General features: G+C 41.7%; 18 protein-coding genes and 1 pseudogene. 9 read left to right on the forward strand and 10 right to left on the reverse strand.

Annotated features, from left to right (window positions below):
• Nucleotides 1-409 precede the first annotated feature (409 nt).
• Together eboE and BV372_RS14135 are read left to right on the forward strand one after the other, a co-directional pair.
• Nucleotides 410-1,636, forward strand: coding sequence for a metabolite traffic protein EboE (gene eboE, locus BV372_RS14130; protein ID WP_086687138.1), 1,227 nt, complete (start codon nucleotides 410-412; stop codon nucleotides 1,634-1,636).
• A gap of 15 nt (nucleotides 1,637-1,651) precedes the next feature.
• A complete protein-coding gene (locus BV372_RS14135) occupies nucleotides 1,652-3,025 on the forward strand; it encodes an alkaline phosphatase family protein (RefSeq protein WP_086687139.1) in 1,374 nt (457 codons plus the stop codon).
• A gap of 385 nt (nucleotides 3,026-3,410) precedes the next feature.
• Here BV372_RS14135 and BV372_RS14140 read toward each other — a convergent pair whose 3' ends face one another.
• From BV372_RS14140 to BV372_RS14150, 3 genes are all read right to left on the reverse strand, one after another.
• Nucleotides 3,411-6,890 carry an AAA family ATPase gene (locus BV372_RS14140; RefSeq protein WP_086687140.1) on the reverse strand — a complete coding sequence of 1,160 codons (3,480 nt, stop codon included), beginning with the start codon at nucleotides 6,888-6,890 and terminating at the stop codon, nucleotides 3,411-3,413.
• Nucleotides 6,891-6,901: 11 nt separating this feature from the next.
• Nucleotides 6,902-7,420 carry a hypothetical protein gene (locus BV372_RS14145; protein WP_086687141.1) on the reverse strand — a complete coding sequence of 173 codons (519 nt, stop codon included), beginning with the start codon at nucleotides 7,418-7,420 and terminating at the stop codon, nucleotides 6,902-6,904.
• A gap of 239 nt (nucleotides 7,421-7,659) precedes the next feature.
• On the reverse strand, nucleotides 7,660-8,088 hold the full coding sequence (locus tag BV372_RS14150; RefSeq protein WP_086687142.1) for a hypothetical protein: 429 nt from the start codon (nucleotides 8,086-8,088) through the stop codon (nucleotides 7,660-7,662).
• A 353-nt stretch (nucleotides 8,089-8,441) separates the two neighbouring features.
• Here BV372_RS14150 and psbQ point away from each other — a divergent pair.
• From psbQ to BV372_RS14165, 3 genes and pseudogenes are all read left to right on the forward strand, one after another.
• Nucleotides 8,442-8,927: pseudogene (gene psbQ / locus BV372_RS14155) on the forward strand (photosystem II protein PsbQ); the annotation flags it as partial.
• A gap of 65 nt (nucleotides 8,928-8,992) precedes the next feature.
• Complete coding sequence (locus BV372_RS14160; RefSeq protein WP_086687144.1) at nucleotides 8,993-10,084, forward strand: FAD-binding oxidoreductase; 1,092 nt, start codon at nucleotides 8,993-8,995, stop codon at nucleotides 10,082-10,084.
• A 222-nt stretch (nucleotides 10,085-10,306) separates the two neighbouring features.
• Nucleotides 10,307-11,158 carry an alpha/beta fold hydrolase gene (locus BV372_RS14165; protein WP_086687145.1) on the forward strand — a complete coding sequence of 284 codons (852 nt, stop codon included), beginning with the start codon at nucleotides 10,307-10,309 and terminating at the stop codon, nucleotides 11,156-11,158.
• Nucleotides 11,159-11,310: 152 nt separating this feature from the next.
• Here BV372_RS14165 and BV372_RS14170 read toward each other — a convergent pair whose 3' ends face one another.
• The gene (locus BV372_RS14170) at nucleotides 11,311-12,354 is read right to left on the reverse strand and encodes a serine hydrolase (protein ID WP_256973215.1); all 1,044 of its coding nucleotides are present in this window, start codon (nucleotides 12,352-12,354) and stop codon (nucleotides 11,311-11,313) included.
• Nucleotides 12,355-12,600: 246 nt separating this feature from the next.
• On the opposite strand from BV372_RS14170, the gene hemJ reads away from it, so the two are divergent.
• The 3 genes from hemJ (at nucleotide 12,601) to BV372_RS14190 (ending at nucleotide 15,819) form a co-directional block, all read left to right on the forward strand.
• Nucleotides 12,601-13,185 carry a protoporphyrinogen oxidase HemJ gene (gene hemJ, locus BV372_RS14175; protein ID WP_086687146.1) on the forward strand — a complete coding sequence of 195 codons (585 nt, stop codon included), beginning with the start codon at nucleotides 12,601-12,603 and terminating at the stop codon, nucleotides 13,183-13,185.
• Between the two features lie 296 nt (nucleotides 13,186-13,481).
• On the forward strand, nucleotides 13,482-14,345 hold the full coding sequence (locus BV372_RS14180) for a DUF6671 family protein (RefSeq protein WP_086687147.1): 864 nt from the start codon (nucleotides 13,482-13,484) through the stop codon (nucleotides 14,343-14,345).
• 787 nt (nucleotides 14,346-15,132) lie between these two features.
• A complete protein-coding gene (locus BV372_RS14190) occupies nucleotides 15,133-15,819 on the forward strand; it encodes a uracil-DNA glycosylase (protein ID WP_086687149.1) in 687 nt (228 codons plus the stop codon).
• Nucleotides 15,820-15,967: 148 nt separating this feature from the next.
• On the opposite strand, the gene BV372_RS14195 is transcribed toward BV372_RS14190, so the two are convergent.
• Together BV372_RS14195 and BV372_RS14200 are read right to left on the reverse strand one after the other, a co-directional pair.
• Nucleotides 15,968-16,396, reverse strand: coding sequence for a hypothetical protein (locus tag BV372_RS14195; RefSeq protein WP_086687150.1), 429 nt, complete (start codon nucleotides 16,394-16,396; stop codon nucleotides 15,968-15,970).
• 158 nt (nucleotides 16,397-16,554) lie between these two features.
• Nucleotides 16,555-19,311: a M16 family metallopeptidase gene (locus tag BV372_RS14200; RefSeq protein ID WP_373270768.1), complete on the reverse strand. Its 2,757-nt coding sequence runs from the start codon at nucleotides 19,309-19,311 to the stop codon at nucleotides 16,555-16,557.
• A 223-nt stretch (nucleotides 19,312-19,534) separates the two neighbouring features.
• Here BV372_RS14200 and BV372_RS14205 point away from each other — a divergent pair, with 223 nt between their 5' ends.
• The gene (locus BV372_RS14205) at nucleotides 19,535-19,981 is read left to right on the forward strand and encodes a hypothetical protein (protein WP_086687152.1); all 447 of its coding nucleotides are present in this window, start codon (nucleotides 19,535-19,537) and stop codon (nucleotides 19,979-19,981) included.
• A gap of 39 nt (nucleotides 19,982-20,020) precedes the next feature.
• Here BV372_RS14205 and BV372_RS14210 read toward each other — a convergent pair whose 3' ends face one another.
• The 4 genes from BV372_RS14210 to BV372_RS14225 form a co-directional block, all read right to left on the reverse strand.
• Nucleotides 20,021-20,488 (reverse strand): type II toxin-antitoxin system YhaV family toxin, encoded by a 468-nt coding sequence (locus BV372_RS14210; protein ID WP_086687153.1) that lies wholly within the window; start codon nucleotides 20,486-20,488, stop codon nucleotides 20,021-20,023.
• Nucleotides 20,481-20,816, reverse strand: coding sequence for a hypothetical protein (locus tag BV372_RS14215; RefSeq protein WP_086687154.1), 336 nt, complete (start codon nucleotides 20,814-20,816; stop codon nucleotides 20,481-20,483). The genes BV372_RS14210 and BV372_RS14215 overlap by 8 nt, the downstream gene beginning before the upstream one ends.
• A 307-nt stretch (nucleotides 20,817-21,123) precedes the next feature.
• Nucleotides 21,124-23,199 carry a prolyl oligopeptidase family protein gene (locus BV372_RS14220; RefSeq protein WP_086687157.1) on the reverse strand — a complete coding sequence of 692 codons (2,076 nt, stop codon included), beginning with the start codon at nucleotides 23,197-23,199 and terminating at the stop codon, nucleotides 21,124-21,126.
• A gap of 261 nt (nucleotides 23,200-23,460) precedes the next feature.
• The coding region (locus BV372_RS14225) for a response regulator (RefSeq protein WP_179198086.1) at nucleotides 23,461-25,951 on the reverse strand (2,491 nt) is incomplete at its 5' end.

Raw genomic sequence — 25,951 nt, forward strand, 5'->3', positions numbered from 1 at the left:
TTCCCCGTTCGACGAAGTCGTTCCCGTTCGCTGTTCGGCGGAGCCGTTCCCGAAGGGTAAGCGTTCCCGTTTGCGTAGCGTCTCCGCAGGAGAAGGGTAGGGTAGGGGTTCTCAAAGAGTACCCGAAGGGAGGATAATTAATTACTCTTAACTCTTAACTCTGTACTCAGCACTCATTCAAGGCAGAAGGCAGAAGAGAAATTATAGAAATCCTATTTGATTTTTGAAAAAACGACCTCCTTATTTTAGTCCCTTGTTTCTCTATTCCCTATCTCTACGACTAAGTTCAGGAATCAAATAGGATGGCTATATGTTTTTCATATATTAGAGCGAAAATTTTTTCATTGAGACAGCCTGCTGATTGCACTAAAATTAGTTGCAAATCACAAATAAGGTATGTAGATCCAAGATGAAGATTGCCATAGACAGCAAATTTCACCTGACTTACTGCACCAATATTCATCCTGGTGAAAGTTGGGTAGAGGTTTTTGCCAATTTAGAAAAGTATCTTCCTAACCTCAAATCACGTTTATCACCTCAAGCACCTTTCGGAATTGGTTTGCGATTAGCAGATACAGCCGCAAAGCAACTTTTAGAAAAAGATAACTTGGCTCAATTCCAAGCTTGGCTAACACAAGAAGATTTATATGTTTTCACCTTAAATGGATTTCCTTATGGGGGATTTCATCACCAAATTGTCAAAGACCAAGTTTATGTACCAGATTGGTCAACTCAGGAACGCCTGAAGTATACATTAAACTTGACAAAAATTTTAGCTACTCTGTTACCAGAAGGACTTGATGGCGGCATTTCAACATTACCTTTATCCTATAAACCTTGGTGGGGAGACGACCAACAAACTTGGGACATAGTTCTAAAGAATAGCTGTTTCCACATTGCATCAGTTGTAGCAGAAATGGTTCGTATCCAGAACTATACAGGTAAGTTGTTGCATATTGATTTGGAACCTGAACCTGATGGTTTAATTGAGAATACCTCAGAAGTAATTGATTTTTACCAAAATTGGTTATTGCCAATTGGTGGTAATTATTTAGCCCAGAAATTAAATATAGAACAGAATTTAGCAGAGAGTAAATTGCTTAACCATGTCCGGCTTTGCTATGACACCTGCCATTTCTCAGTTGAATATGAGCAGCCACATTCTGTATTTGAACGTTTGCAATCAGCAGGTATTAAGATTGGCAAAATCCAAATTAGTGCAGCAATTCAAGTAAAAATTCCAACTGAGGTTGAGCAGCGTAGTTTAATAGCCGAGCGCTTACAACCCTTTGCTGAATCTACTTATCTTCATCAAGTTATAGAACGTCGTAGTGACGGCACGCTATATCACTATCCTGATTTAATCAGTGCATTACCATACTTAGAAAAATCGCTAGCTGAAGAATGGCGTACTCACTTTCATGTGCCAATTTTTATTCGCGATTATCAAATTTTGCAGTCTACACAAGATGATATTGTAACTATTTTGCATTTACTCCAAAGCAACAATGCTTGTCATCATTTAGAAATCGAAACTTACACCTGGGATGTTTTGCCATCAGAAATGAAGATAGATTTGCTAACTTCTATTCAGCGCGAATATGAGTGGGTATTAAAAAATTTTGCTGGTAATTAAAAGGAGATGAAGTAGATGCAGAAAACGGTTGTTCTAAATGTCGTCGGCTTAACACCCAGTTTACTAGGAGAAAACACGCCGTTTTTATCTGAATGGGCAGCAAAAGGGCGAGTAGTTCCAATTAAATCAGTATTACCTGCTGTGACTTGTTCAGTTCAGGCTACTTATTTAACAGGAAAATTGTCTGATGAGCATGGCATTGTTGCTAACGGTTGGTACTTCCGTGATGATTGTGAAGTGAAGTTCTGGCGACAGTCTAATAAATTAGTGCAAGCTCCCAAAATTTGGGAAATTGCTAAATCAATTGACCCCAACTTTACTTGTGCCAACCTTTTTTGGTGGTACAACATGTACTCTTCAGCAGACTATGCGATTACACCGCGCCCGATGTACCCCGCGGATGGTAGAAAACTACCTGATATTTATACTTATCCTGCCGATATTCGTGAGGAAATTCAATCAGATTTAGGTCAGTTCCCACTATTCAATTTTTGGGGACCAAATACCTCTATTGTTTCTAGCCAATGGATTGCTAATTCTGCCAAGTGGATTGAGGAACGCTACAGCCCTACACTCACATTAATTTATTTACCTCATTTAGATTACTGTTTACAAAAATTTGGTCAAGATGAAAAGCAAATACAAAAAGATTTAAAAGAAATTGATGCTGTATGTGGTGAACTTATTAATTATTATCAAGCACGTAATACTCAAGTAATTATCCTCTCAGAGTATGGCATTACTCCAGTTTCTAAAGCAGTGGATTTAAATCGTGTACTAAGAACAAATGGTTTAATTACTGTGAGAGAAGAGCTAGGACGAGAACTACTCGATCCTGGTGCTAGTATTGCTTTTGCTGTAGCCGATCATCAGGTTGCTCATGTCTATGTGAACGATCCGGCGTATATTCCGAAAGTGCGCGATTTGCTAGAAACAACTGAAGGTGTAGCGCAGGTATTAGATGAAGAAGGGAAACAAGCCTACCATCTCAATCATCCTCGATCTGGGGAGTTAGTGGCGATCGCTCAATCTGATGCTTGGTTTACCTATTACTACTGGCTCGATGAGGCTAAAGCGCCTGATTTCGCGAGAACTGTGGATATTCACCGCAAACCCGGTTACGATCCTGTAGAACTTTTTCTCGATCCACAACTGAAATTTCCTAAACTCAAAATTGCTACCAAGCTGTTGCAGAAACAACTAGGTTTTCGCTACCTTATGGATGTGATTCCTCTGGATGCTTCCTTAGTGCGTGGTTCTCATGGTTGTATCGCTAGTTCTCCAGAGGAAGGGCCGATGTTGATTAGCCATCAGACTGATTTAGTTAATCAAGATTTAATTGCTGCAACAGATGTCTGTTCTTTGATTCTTCAGCATTTAACAATGTAGATGTGCATCGCTTTCACGTTGGTGATGAATGCCTTCACTTACATAAAGAAAGTCCAAACCTTCTTTATGTATGTCCTCACTTACTTAAAGAAAGTCCAAACCTTCTTTATGAATGCGTTCACTTAGTTAAAGAAAGTCCTCACTTAGTTAAAGAAAGTCCAAACCTTCTTTATGAATGCGTTCACTTAGTTAAAGAAAGTCCTCACTTACATAAAGAAAGTTCAAACGTTCTTTATGAATGTTTGAATGTTCTCTATGGATGGAATGATTTTTGTGCTGAAGGCGATTGTGTAAGTGCATAGACGCGTAGCTGCTTCTTGGAACGCGATCGCCAATCAATCACCAAAAACTAAATAACTCTCCCTTGTCTCCCATCTCCCAGAAACTAATGCTTACCCTTACACAAATTCTTGTCAATCTCACGCGCCTCCTCATCTTTAGGATTAGGCTTGAGATACTGTCCTATAAAATTGCAGCCTTGCTTTAATAAATAATCAAAATCTCGCTTCCATAATCTCACCGTCTTGTCAGCACTTGCGGTTGCCAGCATCTTGCCATCCGGACTGAAGCTGACGCCATAAACCCAGTATGCATGTCCACTGAGAGTTTTAATTTCTTTATAGTTGCTGACATCCCATAATTTCACCATCTTGTCAACACTTGCGGTTGCCAGCATCTTGCCATCTGGGCTGAAACTGACGCCATTAACCGAGTTTGTATGCCCGATGAGGCTTTTAATCTCTTTACCAGTACTGATATCCCATAATTTTACTGTGTTATCATCGCCTGCGGTTGCCAGCATCTTGCCATCCGGGCTGAAGCTAAGACTATTAACTGAGTTTGTATGACCAGTTAAGGTTTTAATCTCTTTATAAGTGCTGATGTTCCACAATTTCACCATCTTGTCAACACTTGCAGTTGCCAACATCTTGCCATCTGGGCTAAAACTGACGCTATTAACTGAGTTTGTATGACCACTGAGGATTTTAATTTCTTTACCAGTGCTGATGTTCCACAATTTCACCATCTTGTCAACACTTGCAGTTGCTAGCATCTTACCATCCGGGCTAAAACTGACGCTATTAACCGAGTTTGTATGACCAGTTAGGGTTTTAATCTCTTTATAGGTGCTGGTATCCCACAATTTCACTGTGTTATCATCACTTGCGGTTGCCAGCATCTTGCCATCCGGGCTGAAGCTGAGGCTTTTAACCGAGTTTTTATGGCCGATGAAGGTTTTAATTTCTTTACCAGTGCTGGTATTCCACAATTTCACTGTGTTATCTCCACTTGCGGTTGCCAGCATCTTGCCATTTGGGCTGAAGCTGACGCCATAAACCCAGTTTGTATGACCACTGAGGATTTTAATTTCTTTATAGCTGCTGGTATCCCATAATTTCACCGTGTTATCACCACTTGCAGTTGCCAGCATCTTGCCATCCCGGCTGAAACTGACGCGATAAACCCAGTTTGTATGCCCAATTAGGGTTTTAATTTCTTTATAACTGCTGGTATCCCATAATTTCACCGTCTTATCGCCACTTGCAGTTGCTAGCATCTTGCCATCCGGGCTGAAGCTGACGCTCAAAACTAAGTCTGTTAGCCCGATAAGGGTTTTAATTTCTTTATAGGTGCTGGTATTCCACAATTTCACTGTGCGATCGACACTTGCGCTTGCCAGCATTTTGCCATCTGGGCTAAAGCTGACGCCATAAACCCAGTCTGTATGACCACTGAGGGTTTTAATTTCTTTACCAGTGCTGGTATTCCACAATTTCACTGTGCGATCGACACTTGCGCTTGCCAGCATTTTGCCATCTGGGCTAAAGCTGACGCCATTAACCCTATTTGTATGGCCATTGAGGGTTTTAATTTCTTTACCAGTGCTGGTATTCCACAATTTCACCATGTTATCACTACTTGCAGTTGCTAGCATTTTGCCATCTGGGCTGAAGCTGACACCTTTAACTGAGTTTGTATGCCCGATGAGAGTTTTAATTTCTTTACCAGTGCTGGTATCCCATAATTTCAACGTGTTGTCATCACTTGCGCTTGCCAGCATCTTGCCATTTGGACTGAAGCTGATGTCATTAACCGAGTTTGTATGCCCAATGAGAGTTTTAATTTCTTTACCAGTGCTGGTATCCCACAATTTCAATGTGTTGTCAGCACTGGCTGTTGCCAGTATCTTGCCATCTGGACTGAAGCTGACGCCATAAACCGAGTTTGCGTGTCCTTTTAAGGTGTTGGGCGCTACAACGTTGTGAACTATATGCATTAATGCCAGTTCCACTTGGGTACGGGTATTTACGTCTACCCAAGGTGTATGTTGCATTTGCACCACAGCTTTTAAACTTGTTTTTAAGGCTTTTTGCCCATCTAAACTTAAAAGTGCAGATGAATTCTTTGCATTAGAATTTATTTCATTGATGGCAGCGCTCCTCCAGCCAATACCAGCTAACCCTGCTAAAGTCATGGCTGCTACAGAGAAGCTAGTAAGCACAATATTAATGCGACGTTGTTGGCGTATCTTTTCTTCACGTCTGCGTTTTTCTTGTTCCTTCTCCCTTTCTCGTAATGCTATACTCTCCTGAATAAAATTTGTTTCTGTATTACCAAGTTCTTCTTTACGCTTACTCAGCCAATTTTCCGCTTCGTCTAAAGGCAAACCTCGCAACAACGCTCCTTCATCCTTACCCGTTGCTTCCCATTCCCGCATCCGCCCTTTTAAGCGTTCTTGCCAAGTGCGAAACTCACGGTGATCGTTCATCCACTCCCGAATTAGGGCTTCATGCACCACCTCAACTGTTTCTGCTGGTCTGTCTTCATTGCGTCCCGTCACTACCAAACGGTTAGAAGCAAGGCGCGTCACTAAATCCCAATTATTAGCGCTAATTGCCTCACGATTAGCAATGCAACGGGTATCTTCCGTCCCTTCTCCCGGACGCACTAACTGAATGAATACCCGTTCTGCTCGTTTTTTATCAGCCTCATTTAATTGTTCATAAACCGCTTCCGCATGATTTGCCAGCGCCTTGGCAACTCCCCCAATTTCCTCATAGGCTTGATGCGTCAATTGTCCCCGATTTTGCTTTGCCCACAGTTGAGTCAAAGCAAACTCTAGCAAAGGCAAGTTTCCCGGTTCCTGCTTCACATCATCAAGAATAAGTTTGGTTAATCCCTCCTCCAGTTTCACCCTCATTTTCTGAGCTGGCTGCTCAATTGCAGTTTTCATTTCCTCCCGGTTCATCGCGCTGAGTAACTGTGGCTTGTGCTGTTGTAATGCTTCCCCAAAGGGAGCATAATTCAACACATAACTAAAAAAGTCTGCCCGCAATGTCAACACCACCGTCAAGCTGTTTGGGGCTGATTTAACTGCTGTAAGCAAAGCATCCACAAACTGCTGTTGCTCATGAGTATCCTGGCAAAGGGTGTAAAGTTCTTCAAATTGATCGATGAATATCAGCAAATGCTTTTCAGCTTTGTCCTTGAGAATTTCTAATACAACCTCTGTAAATCCATCTTGCTGAATAGAGTTTATGAGTGCTTTTGCTTTAATAAAGCGATCGGTTTTACCAAGTTTAGGTTCTAGCTGACTTACTAGAGCAGAAGCAAGATTGTAAAAAGGCTTATTTTCGGGACGAAAAGATTCAATCAACCAATTCCCTGTTTCTCGTAATTTGGGAATTAGTCCCGCAAACACTACTGAAGATTTACCACTTCCAGAAGCACCAATCAAAGTTACTAAGGGTTGTTGGTGAACGACTGTCAATAAACCTTCAACATATTTCTCTCGACCAAAAAAGTATTCCCGATCTTGCTCTTGAAATGCTAACAAGCCCCGATATGGGCAAGACAAAGACATATCGAGGCTATCTAATTTGGGTGCGCTTTTCTATTTTCTAACGCTTCTCTAAATAAATTTCTAATTGGTTGAAAAGCGTTTCTCAGGGCTTGTTCTGTATCTACTTCTACTTCATAGGATAAAATTCCCGGTATTAAATTTAGGGCTAACTTTGCCTTTGCAGCCGCAGGATTTCCTGGTTCGTTCAGCTTGTTGAGTATTTCCTGTAACTTCTGCATCAATTCATTAGAATAGTCGCCATTGGGCCTACTTTCAATTAATTGAACTACTTCTGGCTCAACTTGAATAATCACACTCTGCGCCTTGACTTCATTCACCTCGCAAGCAAGACCCACTTGTGCTAAAAGTTTCCAATATTCAGCTTCATACTCATGAATTTCTGGCAATAATTCTTTCCGAATTCTCTGCTTTATCGAGTTTTTTATAAAGATGTCGCTAGCACGAACATAATGCTTTTGTGCCTCACCAAGAGTTTCATATAGAGAATCCAGAATTTCTTCCAAGTCAGCTAATCTGCGGCTCAATCCCATTCCAAGCTAACTCCTATTAATTAAATTATTGATTTAACAAGCTGTATAAGCCTGGTAATTATCTACACCATAAAATAATTTTTCTGGAGAATAAGTATAAATATCTCCGAAAATTTTAGAGTTTATATTTGATGTGAATTATGGTTGTGATGAATATCTTATAGCATGGCTAAATTATCTGTGAGTTATCACAAATAACAAATTATCTAGAAGTATTAACAGCTTTTTATCAAGTAATTTTACTCACTAGATTTATTAAATACTTCTAAAATTTGTCGGCAAATTAGTTTTAACTTGTCTGCGACTTGCGGCGAAGGGATAGAAGCACCGACAATACTCCAGTTATCTATAGTAGAAAGTCGCCAAGCTTCACCGCGATGATCAAATGCAGCGACTTCTACGCCGATCGCACGACGTGAATTGCTTACGGGGTCTTGATATATTCGGATTTGAATTAAAACGCTACGACTGCGCCAGGATTTACTAATACCAGGAAAGTGAAAGCCAATATCTATTGAATCGGGATCGACTAACTCTCTCGTTTCCGGATCGTTCTTCCAAGGTTTAAGATCCGATTTGGCATCAGGAAACTCAAATTTAAACAAATTAACTACTGTAGCAATCTTGCTGGCGAGTTCAAGGTTAGTTGCTTGTTCAGATGCGTTCACGAAAAAACACTCCTATATTGCATCGGCCTATGGGAAATGTGAAGACAGAAAACCGCCAGAAGGTTTATGGTATTGGTGTTTCAGCTTATCAAGGTCTTTCCTGTTTCGCAACTCTAAATTATGCTTTCCTAACAATCATTGTTAACAAAAACTGCCAAAAACTGCTGGTTGAAGTTTATGGATAACACAAGTCATCTTGAGTAATTATACTTAAATTTCTCAAAAGTTAAGCAGGCGCTAGTCTATTTTTAGAAAATAGGAAGCTAGTATCAAAAATCTTGCCGAAAATCCTTTGCTGGTAAGAAGTATATATTACCTTAGCGATATAAAATTACACTGTTAGTCGGCAAACAAACAGCAAATTAGTTCAATATATGTCGCGTCAACGCTCGCTTTTGTCATTGATTTTAGTATTATTGGCAACATTTCTGATCAGTTGTGGCAGCCCTACTGTTGCCAAAGCACCACCTACTTATACAACAGCTCAACTGACGAAAATCCAGACATACGTGCCAGAGATTCAAGCTGTGCGCGATCGCTCAGAAGAACTTAAAAAGCTCATTCAACGAAAAGATTGGATTGATGTGGGTAATTTTATACATGGCCCGTTAGCAGAAGCTAGGTTGAATATGACTTATGTGACTCCTAACCTCCTACCCAAAGACCAACCCACAGCGCGTCAAATCACGCGAGATTTGTTTAACCATCTGGTGAAAATCGATCGAGCCGCTACCAATGGCAATACCCAACTTGCCTTTAGTAACTACCCAGAAGTTTTTGCAGACATTGATAAATTCCTCGATCTGCTTCCTGAGAGAAGCAGTCAAACTGAGTCATAAGTCTTGAGTTATGAGTTAGGAGTTAGGAATTACAAATTTCTAACTCCTAACTTCAAGATAAAGTCATGAGTCATGTAGTAATTATCGGTTGTGGCGTAGTTGGGGCAGCGATCGCCTATGAACTAAGTCAAGTTAAAGGTCTAAAGATTACCGTTTGCGATCGCCAACCACCCGCACAAGCTTCCACAGGCGCTGCACTCGGTGTGTTGATGGGCGTAATTAGCCACAAAATCAAGGGTAAGGCTTGGCAGATGCGCCAAACTAGCATCCAACGCTATGAAACCTTGATTCCCGAATTAGAAGCCATCACAGGTCGTAAAATCCCCTTCAACCGTCAAGGAATCCTTAGTCTTTGCTTGGAAGAGGAAAATTTAGCAGAATGGGAAAAGCTGTTAGCAATTCGCCACTCTCAAGGCTGGCAATTAGAAATCTGGGATCAGACTAAACTACAAAATCTCTGTCCTCAGGTAGATAACGAAAGAATTACAAGCGCTGTCTACTCTCCTCAAGACCGCCAAATTGACCCCACAGCCCTAACATTAGCTTTAGTTGAGGCTGCCCAACACAACGGTGTTACCTTCCAATTTGGCGTGACTGTGACAGATGCCGAAACTTCACCGCAATTGTGCCATCAACTAGAAACAACCGCCGGAAAAATTTCTGCTGACTGGTTTGTAGTCGCTGCTGGGTTAGGTTCAACTCCATTGACAGCACAATTACATCACATGGTTGATATTCGCCCTGTACTGGGGCAAGCATTACAACTACACCTAGGGCATCCATTAGGATATCTTGACTTCCAACCAGCGATTACTGGTAATGATGTTCACATCGTCCCTATAGGAGGTGGCGACTACTGGATAGGTGCAACGGTAGAATTTCCGAGTAATGGAGATGAAATATCTCCCAATCAAGAACTACTTGAATCTATTAGACAACAAGCGATCGCCTTCTGCCCAGAGTTAGCACATGCAAATATTATCCGTACTTGGTCGGGTTTACGTCCCCGCCCTGAAGGACGCCCAGCACCAGTGATTGGTAAGTTACCTGGGTTGAGTAATGTTCTGTTAGCCACTGGGCACTATCGCAACGGCGTTTTACTAGCACCCGCAACAGCTTATGCAATTCGTGAGATGATTATTCCTATCGATTCTTAATAAAAACATAACTTTTTAAAGCAAGGCAGGAAGCAGGAATGATTCAGAAGTAATTAGTGACATCTGAATCATTCCTGCTGGATTGAAACATTTCAAATCTTGGATTTGAAGTGAGAGTTTAACCCAAATAGTCTCTAATGTAGCAACTCGCCTTAAAAAACTTTATACATCCTTCTGCCCTCTGCCCCCTGCCTTCTGCCTTCTAGTTGATAGGAACTTAACGTGTCATTAACAGAACATAAAATAACCGTAAATTCATTAGAGTGGTTCTATCGTGAAGCTTCACCAATTGGTAGAACTGACTTACTACCTGTAGTATTGCTGCACGGCATAGTCTCACAAAGTTATAGTTGGCGTCACATTCTGCCTGCTTTAGCGAACCAGGGGACAAGGGCGATCGCGCCTGATTGGATTGGTTATGGCTTTTCGGCAACTCCAGAAAAAAGAGATTTTGCTTACACTCCTGAGGCATTTATTACAGCTTTAGAAGGATTTATTAAAGCACTAGAACTGGAACGATTTTCTTTAGTTGTGCAAGGTTTTTTAGGTTCGGTAGGGCTTCAATATGCCTTGCGCAACCCCGAAAAAATTGCCAATTTAGCTATTTTAAATACACCCATTTCAACTACTGCTAAATTACCTTGGAAAATTAAACAAATGGGTTTACCTTTAGCAGGTGAAATGATGACCCAAGACCCCCTTTTAGTTGACCGTACTTTAGAAGGCGGTAGCCGTTACCGTATAGAAGATAAAGATTTAGATGTTTATCGTCGACCATATTTGAAAAGTTCGGCTCCTGGACGCAGTCTCCTAGCAACTATTCGCAATTTGCAACTCGACTCAGCCATGACAGAAATTGCATCTAGTTTTCAACAATGGCAACAACCAATTTTGGTTCAATGGGGAATGATTGATCCTTGGTTACCTGTAGAAATAGCAGAAAATTTTACCAATTCTGTATCGAACGCTGAATTAGTAAAGCTGAATAACGTTGGTCATTACCCCCAAGAACACTACCACGAAACAATTTTAGAAGACCTTTTACCCTTTGTGCGTCGTGCTGAATCTAAGTAGTCGTCATTGGTCATTTGTCATTTGTCATTTGTCAGTTATTTCTCTCATCCCCGTGTCCTCCTATCTATTTTCAAGACAGTCAATCACGGGAACATCCCACAACCAAGGCATGAAAATCTTTATCCTTCTGCCCTCTGCCTTCTGCCTTATTTTCAAGACAGTGGTGGCTGAAGCGAAATTTTAGTTAGTTCTGGGCAGTAATATCCAGCAATTTCTTTAGCGATCGCATCTGGTCGGGAAACTCGATCTAAATTACACAACACAATTACGGTAATCTTGTCATCAATAAAGCGAGTAATATTACTTGCAAATCCTAAAATCGAGCCATTATGACCAACTACGCGGCGATCGCTATAATTTGATATCCACCAACCTAAACCAGCTACATATCTCAGCTTCTCCCAATCATCGCCACTATTTGGAGGATGGGGAGTCCACATCAAATCAAGGGTTGCTTGCTTGAGCAAAGTTGCACGATAAAGTGCCTGTTCCCACTTCACCATATCTTCGACACTGGAGAGTTGACCTCCAGCTGAATATGTAACTGAGGGACTGTAGTATGGTTTATTAACGAGCTTGCCTTCTAAAAAACGATAGCCAGCTGCTCGGTGCAACACAATATCTCTGGGATGATTCATCACGGTTGCATTCATTCCCAAAGGCTCAAAAATCTGCTTGCGCAGTAAATCTCCATAGGATTGTTTGGTGAGTTTTTCCAGCATCAACCCCAGCAGATAGTAGCCTGTGTTGTCGTAAGCGCTAAACTCCCCTGGTGGGAACTTGAGGGGTAAATCGGTAACTAAAGCCAATATTTCCGATTTTGATAAATCAAGCCGGGTAATTTCCCAGTAGTTTGGTGCATGGGTATAGTTAGGAATTCCCGACTGATGAGACAGAATCTGCTTAATTGTCACACTCTGCCAAGCTAGAGGTAAATAATCGAGGTAGTCTGCGATCGCTTCATCCAGCGAAATTACGCCTTCTTCCACTAGCATCATTGTCCCTGTAGCGGTGAACGTTTTCCCGACAGAAGCAATTTCATAAACTGTCTTTTCAGTTGCTGGAACGCAGTGTTCTACATTCGCCAAGCCATAACCCTTAACCAAAATCTCTTCACCCTCCTGTACGACTGCAACAGAGAGTCCCGGAATCTGGTTTTTAGTCATTATGTCCCGAATGTAGTCGTCAATCAGCATATTGGGAAAATAAAACTTCAATATCAGCGTTTGAGTTTACCAAAAGCTTGGCGATACTAGAAAAGCTGCCGCAAATGGCGATCGCTAGCTGTTAATCTTGTCATGAGAGTTCACAGTTCTTAATCTATCTGCTGACTAGCGATCGGTTGCCGCATAAGGTTTTACCGTAACCTGATAAAGAGAGTACTAGCGCTCATTTAGGCAATAGCTACTCTACAACAAGTTGAGACAGGCAGGTTACAATTCATGGCTTATTCCTGGTTTAAAGCGTTTCACATTATTGGCTTCGTAGTCTGGTTTGCTGGTTTGTTCTACCTAGTACGTCTTTTTATCTATCACGTTGAAGCCAACCAAGAACCGGAACCAGCACGCACGATACTGAAGAATCAGTATCAAATTATGGAAAAACGCCTCTACAGTATCATCACTACTCCAGGAATGTTGGTAACTGTAGCAATGGCAATCGGACTACTAACTACTGAACCGGATGTCTTGAAAGAGGGTTGGCTGCATATCAAACTATTTTTTGTAGCCTTATTAATTGGCTATCATCATTACTGTTCCCGACTTATGAAGAAGTTAGCAGTAGATGAATGTCGATGGAATAGTCAGCAGTTAAGAGCTTTAAATGAAGCACCTACAGTTATGTTGTTGGTGATTGTACTGCTAGCTGTGTTTAAGAACAATCTCCCTACAGATATCACCGTCTGGGTCGTTTTTGCGGCAATTATTTTAATGGCAGTTACGATTCAGCTTTATGCTAAAAAGCGCAAGCGCGATCAAGAAAAGCTGACGGCACAGATAGGACAGGTTGCACAGGAACAAGGTTAGTAATGGGAGCATCTTACTTTTTTAATCAATACCCTTCTAGGGTATTGCTAGACGAACAAAGCCTAACTGTATAGGCTTCTAAAACTCATAGCCTGCGCAGCAGATTATGAGTTTTTAAAAGCCCCAGGCTAGAAGCCTGTGGGCTTTTATAAAAACTAAGATGCAGCCGTTAATAATTTTCAATTTCGGCAATTTAAGAAGGTTTTAGAGTTAATTGCTCGTAAATAATAGGTGATTTGAATTAAGCTTTATGACAAACTAATTTTGCCGAAATACTAACAGGAGGTAAACCCACGATGAAAAATCAGCAATTATTTAGTAATCGTGTAGCAATACTGGCGACAATGCACCAAAAGCAGAGAGTTATTGCCCCCATCTTGGAGCAGGAGTTAGGTATTGAAGTTAGAGTACCACCGAATTTTAATACTGATGTTTTTGGTACATTCACTAGAGAAATAGAACGACCTGGCACTCAGATTGCAGCAGCTAGATTGAAAGCTACAAAAGTGATAGATTTAACAGGCGCAAGTTTAGTGATCGCCAGCGAAGGTAGCTTTGCACCCCATCCATTGCTACCTTATATTTACTCGAATCGAGAAATTGTTATTTTATTAGATCGAGAAAACGGCCTAGAAATTATTGGCGAAGAATTGTCCCTTGAAACTAATTTTCACTATCAGGTAGTGGATAATATTCAACAAGCCTATGATTTTGCTAGAAAAGTTGGTTTTCCAGAACATGGGCTGGTTGTTAGTTGTCAGCAAATAGCCAAAGATAGCAGTGACATAATTAAAGGTATTACTACCGAAGAACAATTCTTAGAAGCTTGGAATTGGGCATTGAATAATTCACCGGACGGCAAAGTGTATCTTGAAACCGATATGCGAGCACTTTATAACCCCACACGGATGAAAAATATCGAAAAAGCTACCTATGACTTGTTAAGCAAGATTAAAAGCCACTGCCCTCAATGTGATTTACCTGGGTTTGACATTACTAAAAGAATTCAAGGATTACCTTGTGCAATTTGTGCTATTCCCACCACCTTGGTACATTCTGTAATTTATCAGTGTCAAAAATGTGGTTACAGCCAAGAAAAATTATTCCCTAATGGCAGAGAGTTTGCCGATCCAGGGCAATGTATGTACTGCAATCCCTGACAAGCCATAACCTGGATTATAAACTGATAGGCTGCAATAAAAAAAACCTCTTGCCATTGACAAACAAGAGGGTAATAGTATGGTGTGAGGAGCAAACTCAATGTTTGCTTCCTATCAGTGTAACAAGTAGATGTGGCAATTACATAAAATTAGTATGAAAATCATGCGATCGCTGTATGGATTTACGCAAATTGAATTTACTATTACTCAAGTTTTATAGATGCAGATGTTCTTACTTGTAAATTGCGCTTGCAGAATCTAGTAGCAGCTAAAAATCATAGTGGATGCATCGATAATAGTAATTGCTAACGCTAGTTAAATTAATCGTGCTCTAGCTTCTGCTTGCGTTTCATCTACAATCCCATCAGACAGGCACGCACCATACCCCTAGAGGAGATGGGTTCAGGAACTTGAACACTAATTTTATTGAATTTGGATTCTCTAATAATTAAAACAGAATCGTCAGAATTCAGCACACAAGAGTCAGAAGTCAGAATTTAGAGGTAATCTAGTAGATTAGTAAATTGATTCATCAAATATTTCTCCTCATTCTTTAACCCTTCTGGCTCCTGAATTCTGACGGATGTATTCTTACACAGAATCTTCAGAAAAAGTTCTAGAATATCTGCCTCTAATAATAGCAGAGCTATATTCTTGTGTTCCTCCAAAAGTCCGAGCAAAAACAGTCTCACTTGGCTCAAAGTTTCCTACCTCTACAAGTAAGTTCAGGAATCAAATCGGATTGCTATATAATTAGCGCTGACATACTTAAGTAAAGGCAAAAAATTTGACATTTAATAAAATTTCGCCTTCTTGGCAAGCAGTACTGTTTGAAGAGTTTGGTAAATCCTACTTCACTAAACTTCAAAGTTTCTTAGTAGAAGAACGTCAATCACACACTATTTATCCGCCTGAAGAAGATGTTTTTTCTGCTTTTGAATTGACACCCTACGAAAAAGTAAATGTCCTCTTACTTGGTCAAGATCCTTACCACGATCGCAACCAGGCGCATGGATTATGCTTTTCTGTAAAACCGGGTATCAAGCCACCTCCATCACTGAACAATATTTTTAAAGAACTTAAAGATGATGTTGGGTTTAATATCCCCAATCATGGATATTTAGTATCATGGGCTAAACAAGGCATTCTGATGTTAAATGCAGTACTAACCGTGAGGGCACACACACCTAATTCTCACAAAAATCAAGGTTGGGAAACTTTCACAGATGCAGTAATTAGCAAAGTTAACCAAAAGCCAGATCCAGTTGTTTTTGTATTGTGGGGTGGGTACGCACAGAAAAAGGTGAAATTAATCGATACGACATTTCATACAGTGATTCAATCGGCTCACCCTTCACCACTTTCTGCACGCAATGGCTTTTTTGATAGCAAACCTTTCTCGTCTATTAATTTAGCGTTGCGTTCCTTTGGTAAGCCAGAGATTGATTGGCAGCTTCTAGACTTTAATATCTAAATTTGTCATAGAGAGTGATAGTTTTTGCTGAGTTACCATACAAATTTGGTATAAATTTGCTACAGATAATCGAGCGGAAATCCAGTAAATATATACACCTGGCAAAGTTAATCTAGTGAACTATTACGTTGTAATTTTGGATTGAGGATTACTCGCCTTGACTAAATTCCCCACTAACTAGTAGCCAAATTCTTGAAGGAAAATAGCCCTGTACAGGATTTTTTTGCAGTGATTTCGCTAAGATTGCTCCCAATAGCCCACGACGTACTTCAGAATCTGTCACACCTGATATCGCTTGTGCCCTAGAAAAATTAATAATGGCCGTATTGTAATCATCTTTATTTGCAGCAGCCTTAATTGCTATACGCATCAGTCGGGCATACTCCAAACCATATTTGGGGTTGATCCACAGCCCATTGGGAATGCAATCTCCTGAAAATAGATTACCTGGTTTACCAGTGATTTGACTGATGCATTTAGTGTCATCCTTGGCAGCTAAAACTGGAATATTGATTGTGGGAAAAGTAATAATAGCAGCTATTACTCCCAGCAAAACCTGATTAAATACTTGTCTCACCTAATGTTTAGTCAAATTTAGATTTACTATTTCTACTTTTTAGTATTATGTTGCAAAAAACAAGTGAATCAAAATACAAATAATCTTAAGACTTGGCGATCGCTCTTTTTTCAGGTTGTGCAGTAGAGTGAGCATTGCCCACTCTACTTACAAAACAATTAGCTGCCCTTCTGTGCAGTGACTTCAGAGCCAGCGGTCACAATTACTACATTCTCTGGTTTAATTAGCTCCTGGATTACCTGTTGCACTTGGGTCATATTTACAGATTCAATTTGTCGTGGAAAGTCTCGGATTTCCCTTGGTGAAAGCCCGTAGACAGCATTACCCAAAATAATGTTTGCTACATCGCTAGGATTCGCTAAATCCACGGGGTAACTGTTGGAAATTGAGCGTTTTGCGGTGTTCAATTCTGCTTCAGTCACTCCTTGCTCGCGAATCTGTTTCAGTAAAGCGAGGGTGCTGGCGATCGCTTTATCAGCATCTTGAGGATCTGTCTGCATCTGAATCAAGAAAGGCCCGGGATTGATTCCCGCAGCAAAGGCGCTATAAATCCCGTAGGTTAAACCCTGGCGATCGCGCACTTCTGTACCTAAGCGACTAGACAAGGTATCACCACCTAAAATCTGATTCAACACCATAGCTGCATAGAAACGTGGGTCTTTGCGCGAGATGCTATTGTAACCAATGTAAGTAACAGCCTCGGCCTTGCCTGGAATTACCTTACTTAGGCGTTTCAGAGTTTGGGGTAAAGGTACGCTGGGCAAATTGAGAATCGGCGGCTTATCCTTGGCTTGCCATTTACTAAAAGTCTGATTCAACAAAGCTTTGACTTTAGCTGGCTCAAAATCACCGACTAAAGCGATCGTTGTCGTATCCGGTCGATAATGTTCTTGGTAAAAGCGCAACACATCATCACGAGTAATGCTCTTTAAGCTTTCGGCGGTGGGAAAGCTGTGGAAGGGATGATTTTCTGGGTAAATTGCCTGCTGGAATGCCCTTCTTCCCAGCCCTTGGGGGTCATCAAGTTGCACTTTTAGACTGGTCAATGCCCGTTGACGAGTCAGTTCTAATTGATCGGCGGGGAATGTCGCATGTTGGGCGACATCCGCCAGAGTTTGAATTAATATTGGCAGATCTGCTGATAGTCCTTGACCGCTAATGCTGACTCCTTCACGACCAGCACCAAAGTCGAGACTAGCTCCCCTGTCTTCTAAGGTTTTCGCCAGAGTCAGGGCGTTTTGAGTTTGCGTTCCATTCATTAAGTTGCTAGCAGTTAAATTCGCTAGCCCAGCTTTTTGATTGCCATCAAACACAGTCCCAGCGTCAATTTGTCCACTGAGATTTATAGTAGGAACACTGTGGTCAGGCAACAGTAGCACCCGCAACCCATTTGCTAAAGTAAACTGCTGTGGTAGGGCTTGTTGACTTGAACTAGTGGCAGAGGTAGCAGGAGGTAAGTATTTAGCAAGTTCTGCTGGATCTACAGGTTTACCGGGGCTAAAATTCTCAACAGTACGACCGGAACCACCGCTAGCAGATGCTTGTTGACCATCTGGTTGGGTTGGTTCAAAGAAACCAATAGTTTGTTTAGCTGAAGTCAGGTAAGTTTTCGCTATTCGTTGCACATCTGCTGGCGTAACTTTGGCGATCGCAGCTAAATACTTCTCTACAAAACGATAATCTCCAGTAATAGTTTGGTTATATCCCAGTTGTTGCGCCTGACTGGTGATGTCCTGGTTACCCAAGATAAAATTAGCTTGGAGTTGCGTCTTGGCGCGATCTAATTCTTCCTTAGTAACTGGCTGCTGTTGCAGTTTGGCCAAAGATTGTTGGAGTACCTGGGCAATCTTGGCTAACTCTTGAGCAGGAGCAGCCGTGGCGTTAATTTCATACCAACCCGGTTCCAGAAGCTCTGCGGCACTACCACTCACTGAGCTAGCCAGTCCAGATTCTACCAAAGCTTGGTAAAGCCTAGAACTACGTCCACCCGTCAGGATCATATCCGTCACATCAATTGCCGGGACATCAGGATGGTTAATGTCTGGTAGAGGATACACTGTTTGCAGCAGCGCTGCGCTTCCTGGTTGTTTCAAAACAATGGGCGCTTTTTGAGCAGCAACGGAATTCACCGCATCCTTACGTCCTTGCGTCCCCGCGTCTTTTTTTGCTCGTTGCGCCACCTTACCAAAAGTTTCTCTGACAGCCTTGAGCGTCGGTTCTGTCGCAAAATCCCCTGTGATTACCAAAGTGGCATTTTCTGGACTGTAGTATCTTTGGTAATAATTACGTACCTGTTCAACCGTAAATTTTTCGACATCTGCCTTTGTACCTCCCACAGATAAACCGTATGCTCGGTTAGGGAAAGCAGCTTGCATAACTGCCTTACTCAGACGATAGCTAGGTGAATTTTCATACCCTTGCAACTCGGATATCACCACCCGTTTTTCACTTGTTAGTTGCTCAGGTCCAACTAACGAATTTACCATGCGATCGGCTTCCAAAGTCAGCAGTGCTTCGAGTTTGTCTCGGCGCACTGTGCCAAAGTAGACTGTCTCATCGTAGCTAGTAAACGCATTGAACTGACTGCCTAAAGCACTAAATAGCCGCCCAAACTGCACCGGCCGATCTTTAGTTCCTTTAAACATCAAATGCTCTAATTGGTGGGAGATGCCACTCTCTCCTTTACCTTCATTGCGAGAGCCTACTTTGTACCATACCTGTACACTGACTACAGGAGCAGTATGTATTTCTTTAGTAAGTACCGTTAAGCCATTGTCCAACACCGTTTTTTGCACCCCTTGGGTGAGCGAAAGCCCAGATACAGGTGCTACTGCTGTTGGTGTTGCAGCATGAGAAAGATTGCCAGAAAAGGGCACAGTACTTAGGAGCAGACTGAGTAATAACCCTATAAGCATGTATGAGCGTAGCTTCATAAACAATTCGGAATGCAAATTCTCAATTTAACTGAGATTAAAAATCAATGGTAACAATCATCCTGAAACTACGAGTGACGCACCACAAAACAGGCTTTACATCTTCTGAGTTTAATGAGCGATCGCCTTTTTGGTCTTCTTCCTGAGGGTTTTGTCTTGGCCTGTATACGTAAGTAACATACATAGGCATTAACTATTAATAATTATGAGAATTTGGCAATATAGCGCTCTAGTCTCTATTGCGATCGCGATATTACAACTTCTAATAAACATGCCAGCACAAGCTGGATACAGATTTCCTGCTTATCTAATGGCAAGTAATAGAGATTTACCTGTATCCAAGTTTGTTTCACTAGAGCAATTGCTAAGTAAACTCCAACTCAGTTCTAAATCGAGACTAATTTATACAGAACTAAAGCCTTACTTGGAATACACTACAAGCAATAAAGCTGATGATATTTCACCTGATCGCATGATTTGGGAGATCAGAACCATTGAGTTTGAAGGTAAAAGTATGGGTGAAAGAGCATTTTGCAAAAAGAATGCCAAATGGACGAGGGTAATAGATGCACAGACAGGAAATGTACTTTTCCATACTTTCAATTGCCCTCGCGATCAATACATACCCGAACGCTCTCCGTTCCAACGTTAGTACTCAACTAGTTACAATAAATCGTATAACAACACACTTCTACTGCGGTTCATCGAATGTCACTTCACAATCTGCGAGCAATTGCTCCAAACTATCTGGAAATGTCCCTCGTGCCACCATTTTAGTAAAAACCTCATAACAGTCATCCTTCGCACCCTCCCTGCGGGGAAACCCCAACCACAAAATTACAATAGCTTTCAATTGCGGGGTATCAAATGCCCGAAAAAACAGCCGATACCTTTCAGGTAAACCCATCTTTTTGACTCGTCCGTACCGTTTTAACGCTCCTGTTAACGCAAAATGATTGGCCAAGGGGTCAGAGGGAATTTTGGTTTCAATTGCAACAGTAATTGCTGCAAATAACTTCACTGTTGCATGGGTTTTAAACTCATCTGTAGCTAATTTCTCACGCAAATTAGCTACACGGTTGAATAGTTTTTGATACTGAGTACCAAATAGTCGCGGGTGGAAATAAATCTCCCAGCCATTACTGACAAACTTAGGCATCTTCTAGGGACTCGTTATCTAATTCCACACCCTCAATCAGATTACGAGCGGCCTCAGACATTTCGGTTGTATAAGGTTGCAGTGTATTATTTTTCAACGCTTCTGCGATCGCAAAATCGAGAAATAACTGCATCATCAGCGATTCCTCTGTATCTTCATCATTATTAGATTGAGGAACAATCCGCACAATTGCAGTATCCGGCGACAATACCTCTATCCAACCATCTGCATTAGCAAACTGGGGATGCTCGCGGTAAAACTCAGCAGGTAGCCGAAATCCGGCACTGTTACCAATTTTGGTACTGCGAATGCTGTATGAGTTGCTCATCTTGTTATGTATATACGCGATGTACTTACATAATAGCGATTGATGGAGATGGCAGTGCGATCGCAATATTTCTAAAGATAGAATGTGGGCACGCCAAGTTAGAGTACTATGGGTTGCACAAGATCCTTGGACAATTTATGCTCCGCTAACAAAGGATGTAATTGGCGAAAAATTGTCATTCAAAAATGGTAATTTAATCAGCGTTAATTCACCCTCAATTATTCTAAATTTAGATAAATTGACAAGATGATAGTTTATGAGGTGGGCATTTCTCTAGGTCTCTGCGTCTCTGTGTCTCTGCGTGAGACTAAACTTTCATATCCAAGGTACGCACCAAAAACGCCCACTTATCTGCAACTTCCTCAATAATTTTGGCTGTAGGTTTGCCAGCACCATGTCCCGCCTTAGTCTCAATTCTAATTAGCACTGGTGCGTTACCTGCCTGAGCCGCTTGCAAAGCAGCAGCAAACTTGAAACTATGAGCAGGAACAACGCGATCATCATGATCGGCTGTGGTAATTAGCGTTGCTGGGTAAGCTGTACCTGGCTTAAGATTGTGCAATGGCGAATAGGCATATAATGCTTTGAATTCCTCTGGGTTATCTGGTGAACCATATTCCGAAGTCCAAGCCCAGCCTATAGTAAATTTATGGAAGCGCAACATATCCATTACGCCGACTGCTGGTAAAGCTGCACCAAACAAATCTGGACGCTGAGTCATACAAGCACCCACCAATAAACCACCATTGCTACCACCTGCGATCGCCAGTGTTGCAGATTTGGTATATTTATTAGCAATCAACCACTCAGCAGCAGCGATAAAGTCATCAAAGACATTTTGCTTTTTCGATTTCATTCCTGCCTGGTGCCATTCCTCACCATACTCTCCACCACCGCGGATATTAGGCATGGCATAGACGCCACCCATCTCCATCCATACCAAAACACTTACAGAAAAACTAGGTGTCATTGAGGCATTAAAACCACCATAACCATATAAATAGGTGGGGTTATTTTCATCTAACTTAATGCCTTTTTTGTGAGTAATAAACATTGGCACTCTTGCGCCATCTTTACTCTCATAAAAAACTTGTTTTGTCTCGTAATCTGCTGGATTAAAATCTACCTTTGGCTGACGGTAAACTTCACTTTTTCCAGTTACCATATCATAGCGATAGATAGTACCTGGTGTGGTGAAGCTGGTGAAACTATAAAAAGTTTCGGTATCATAACGTTTGCCATCAAAGCCACCTACTGAACCAAGCCCAGGTAATTCTACCTCGCGCACCAATGCACCCTTGAGGTCAAAAATTTTGAATTGGCTGCGAGCATCTTTAAGATAATCAGCAACAAACTGATTATTAAGTATACTAACGCCTTCTAAAGTTTCTGCTGACTGGGGGATGATTTCTTGCCAATTTTCTGGTGCTGATTTTTTAGTATCAATAGCAATAACTCTGCCACGAGGTGCCTTTAAATCTGTACGAAAATAGAAGACAGTATTATCATGCTCAATAAAACTATAATCTGCTTCAAAATTGTTAATGAGTTCTACAACTTCAGCATTAGGATTAGCCAAATCCTTATAAAAAACTAAATTTTTCGAGTCTGTCCCCAACCAAACTGAAATTATTAAATATTTTCCATCTTCAGTAACTTCACCACTAAAACCCCATTCTTTCTGATCGGGTCGATGATAGATTAATAAATCTTCTGATTGTGGAGTACCCAGTCGGTGATAATAAAGTTTTTGATAATAGTTAACATCTTCTAATTTAGTTTTTTCTTGCGGTTCATCGTAGCGGCTATAGAAAAAACCTTGATTATCATTTGTCCATGATACGCCAGAGAATTTGATCCACTGTAGTTGGTCTTTTAGATCTTCGCCTGTTTCGATATCGCGGACTTTCCATTCTTGCCAATCAGAACCGGAGGTCGATAGACCATAAGCTAAAAGTTGACCATTATTGCTGATGGATAATCCTGAAAGCGCAACCGTACCATCTTCTGAGAGTTTGTTGGGGTCGAGTAAAACTTTTGGTTTGGCATCAAGAGTTTTGAGAGTGTAGAGGACGCTTTGATTTTGCAGCCCATCATTTTTGAAATAAAAGTAGCGTTCGCTGGAACTATCCTCTAGAGATCCCCCTTCTTTAAAGGGAATACTGTATCTTTCGTAATTCCACAGTTTGGTAAGGCGCTGTTTAATTTTTTCCTTGACGGGAATTTCGTTGAGGTAGGCAAAAGTAACTTTATTTTCTGCTTCAATCCAAGTTCTTGTTTCTGCCGAGTCAGGATTTTCTAACCAACGGTAAGGATCTGCCACTGAAGTACCGTGGTAGTTATCGACTTGATCGCTCTTGTGGCTAGGTGGATAAGTCAGCATAGTTTTTGATGGAACTCGTTGCCGTGAGTAATTTTCAGAAGCAGGGTTGATAGAAACCTGTTGGAGGAACGGATTTCTATTCAGACTTTTTCCATCGGTTAATTTCTCGACTACTACTTGTGAAGGGAACTTAGTGGAAATTCTAGCATTAGCGACACCAGCAGGTAGCAACCATCGGCAAATAATCACTGTTAGCAAGAAAGTTGCTAACAGCCGAGTCCATGAGGCTTTTACCATTGTGTAATGGGGATGTTTAATTGTTTAAGCAGTAGGACCAAGAATTAGTTTCTCTCCTTTGAGCATTCGCACTGCTGCTTCTAGTAGAGCTTCTTCCAGGTAAGGCTTGGTAAAGTAGCCGCTAGCACCAAGTTGGATTGCCATTTGTCTGTGCTTGTCTGCACCCCGCGAGGTGAGCATAGCGATTGGCAGATGGTTGAGGTTGTTATCTTTCTGAATCCGAGAGAGCAACTCCAGTCCATCACAGCGGGGCATTTCAATGTCGCAAAATACGATATCACAAGGCAACCCAGAGCGGAGTTTATCCCAAGCTTCTTGTCCATCACGCGCTTGTTCTACGCGATAACCTGCCTTGTTAAAGGTGAGGGAGAGTAACTCTCTAACTGTAATCGAGTCATCAACAATCAGCACAGTTGGGTCAATTTTAACGGCAGGGATTTCCAGCGTAGTGGAAGAACCTTTCTGCTGCCAAAGGCTACCACCACTTTGTTTAGATATCCGCCCTTGGAAGATGTCCATGATTTCTAGGACATCAGCAATCGGCATAATGCGACCATCACCCAAGACTGTAGCACCAGCTACACCAAGTGGTTTTGGCGCTGGCCCTTCAAATTGCTTAATTACAATTTCTTGCTCACTCAGCACCAAGTCAATCTGTAGGGCAATTAAGTTATTTGCCGATCGCACTACAACCACAGAAACCATGTCATCATCGCGAGTTCCACCGTAGACACTACCACGGCTGATCTGTCGGTTGAAGGCTAAAAGCTCCTTGAGGGGACGGAATGGCAATACTGTATCTCGCCAAGGAATAAATGTTTGCCCATCAGCACTCTGCTGGATATGTTTAACAGGAATATCTAAGGTATCTTCCACACCGTCCATTGGGAAAGCGATGCGAGCTTTATCAGAAACGCAGCACAGAGCTTTACAAATACTGAGGGTAAGTGGCAGACGAATTGTAAATGTCGTTCCCTTACCAAGGCCGGAATCAGTGTTAACTGTCCCGCGAATTTCGCTAATTTCAGAGCGAACTACATCCATACCCACACCACGACCAGAAATTTCATCCGCCTGGTCTTTAATACTAAAACCCGACTGGAATAGCAAATCGTAGATTTCTAGGCGCGTTATGCTTTTTGCCTCTTCTGCTGTGAGCATACCAAGTTTCAACGCCTTGGCTTTGATTCGTTCTGTATCGATACCTGCACCATCATCACCCACAGATATTACGGTTTGGTTACCTTGATGGAAGGCACGAATCTTAATCATTCCCACCGGATTTTTACCTGCGGCTTGTCGCACCTCTGGCGTTTCAACACCATGAGCGATCGCATTATTGAGCATGTGAGTAAGCGGGTCAGTCAGGTGATCGAGAATCATCTTGTCAATCAAGGTATCTCCACCCTCAATGATTAATTCCACTTGTTTGCCGCATTTGATAGCATTATCCCGCACTCCTCGCCGCAAGCGATCTATAGTTTGAGAAAATGGCACCATTCGTGCTCGTGTCAATCCCTCTTGTAGCTGGGTGGTTACTTGCCGAAACTGCCGTGCTACTCGCTCGGTTTCTTCAGTCACAAAGTCAATGTCACTCGCTGACTCACGTACCCTGACGATCATTTCGATCATTTCCTGGGACAATGTATGGAAAGGCGTAAACCGATCCATTTCTAGTTCACTAAAACCCCGATCAAAATTGGAATCTGGGGCGGGAACATCAGAGTCTTTGTTTTTGCGGCTGGCTAAAAGAGAGGCTTCTAATAGCGATCGCTCATATAATTCCTGCATCCTTGCCCCTACATCAGATAGCTGTTGCACCTGAATCAGCAAGTTATCTAATGACTGCCGCAGACGTTCTTGATCCTGCTCTAAGGTGTTGCGATTTACCACCAACTCCCCAACTAAATTGCTCATATCATCCAGTTGCTTGACTGGAACTTTCATCGTTTCTTCAAATCTTGCCGCACGACGAGTTGAGGAGCGTGGTGTTTTGCCTGTCTTTGGTTTGGTTGATGGTGAATGCGATATCGTTTGATCTGCTTCCGCCAGCAATTTCTCTAAATCACTAAATTCATCGTCAATCTCTAGTGAGATTACAGTGGTGCTAGCATTATTATCAGTTGTCGATACTTGCAATTGCTGTGAGTAGACTGTTGGAGGCGTAACAGCAGCCTCCTCATCGTTGTCTTCATCTAGCAATGCTTCCAGTGCTGCAAAATCTTCCTCTGGGAAAGAGGTTGGAAATTCCTCTTCTAATAATGTTTCTAGGTGTGCAAATTCATCTTCCGATGTAACTGCTGGTGTCACATCCAATGCAGTATCAGCAACAACAGCATTGTCTCCTTCAGTTATCTGGGCTATGTCCAACAGAGGCGCAGACAAATCCTTTATTTCATCTAATAAATCTAATTCGTCTACATTTTCTGCAATAGCAGCTTCGTTGAAGTTACTATTTGCGGTGTTGTCTACTAACTCGTCTAAAGTTGCGAATTCTTGGAAGACAGTTTCTGTG

This window comes from Nostoc sp. T09 (assembly GCF_002154695.1).
GTDB lineage: Bacteria > Cyanobacteriota > Cyanobacteriia > Cyanobacteriales > Nostocaceae > Aulosira.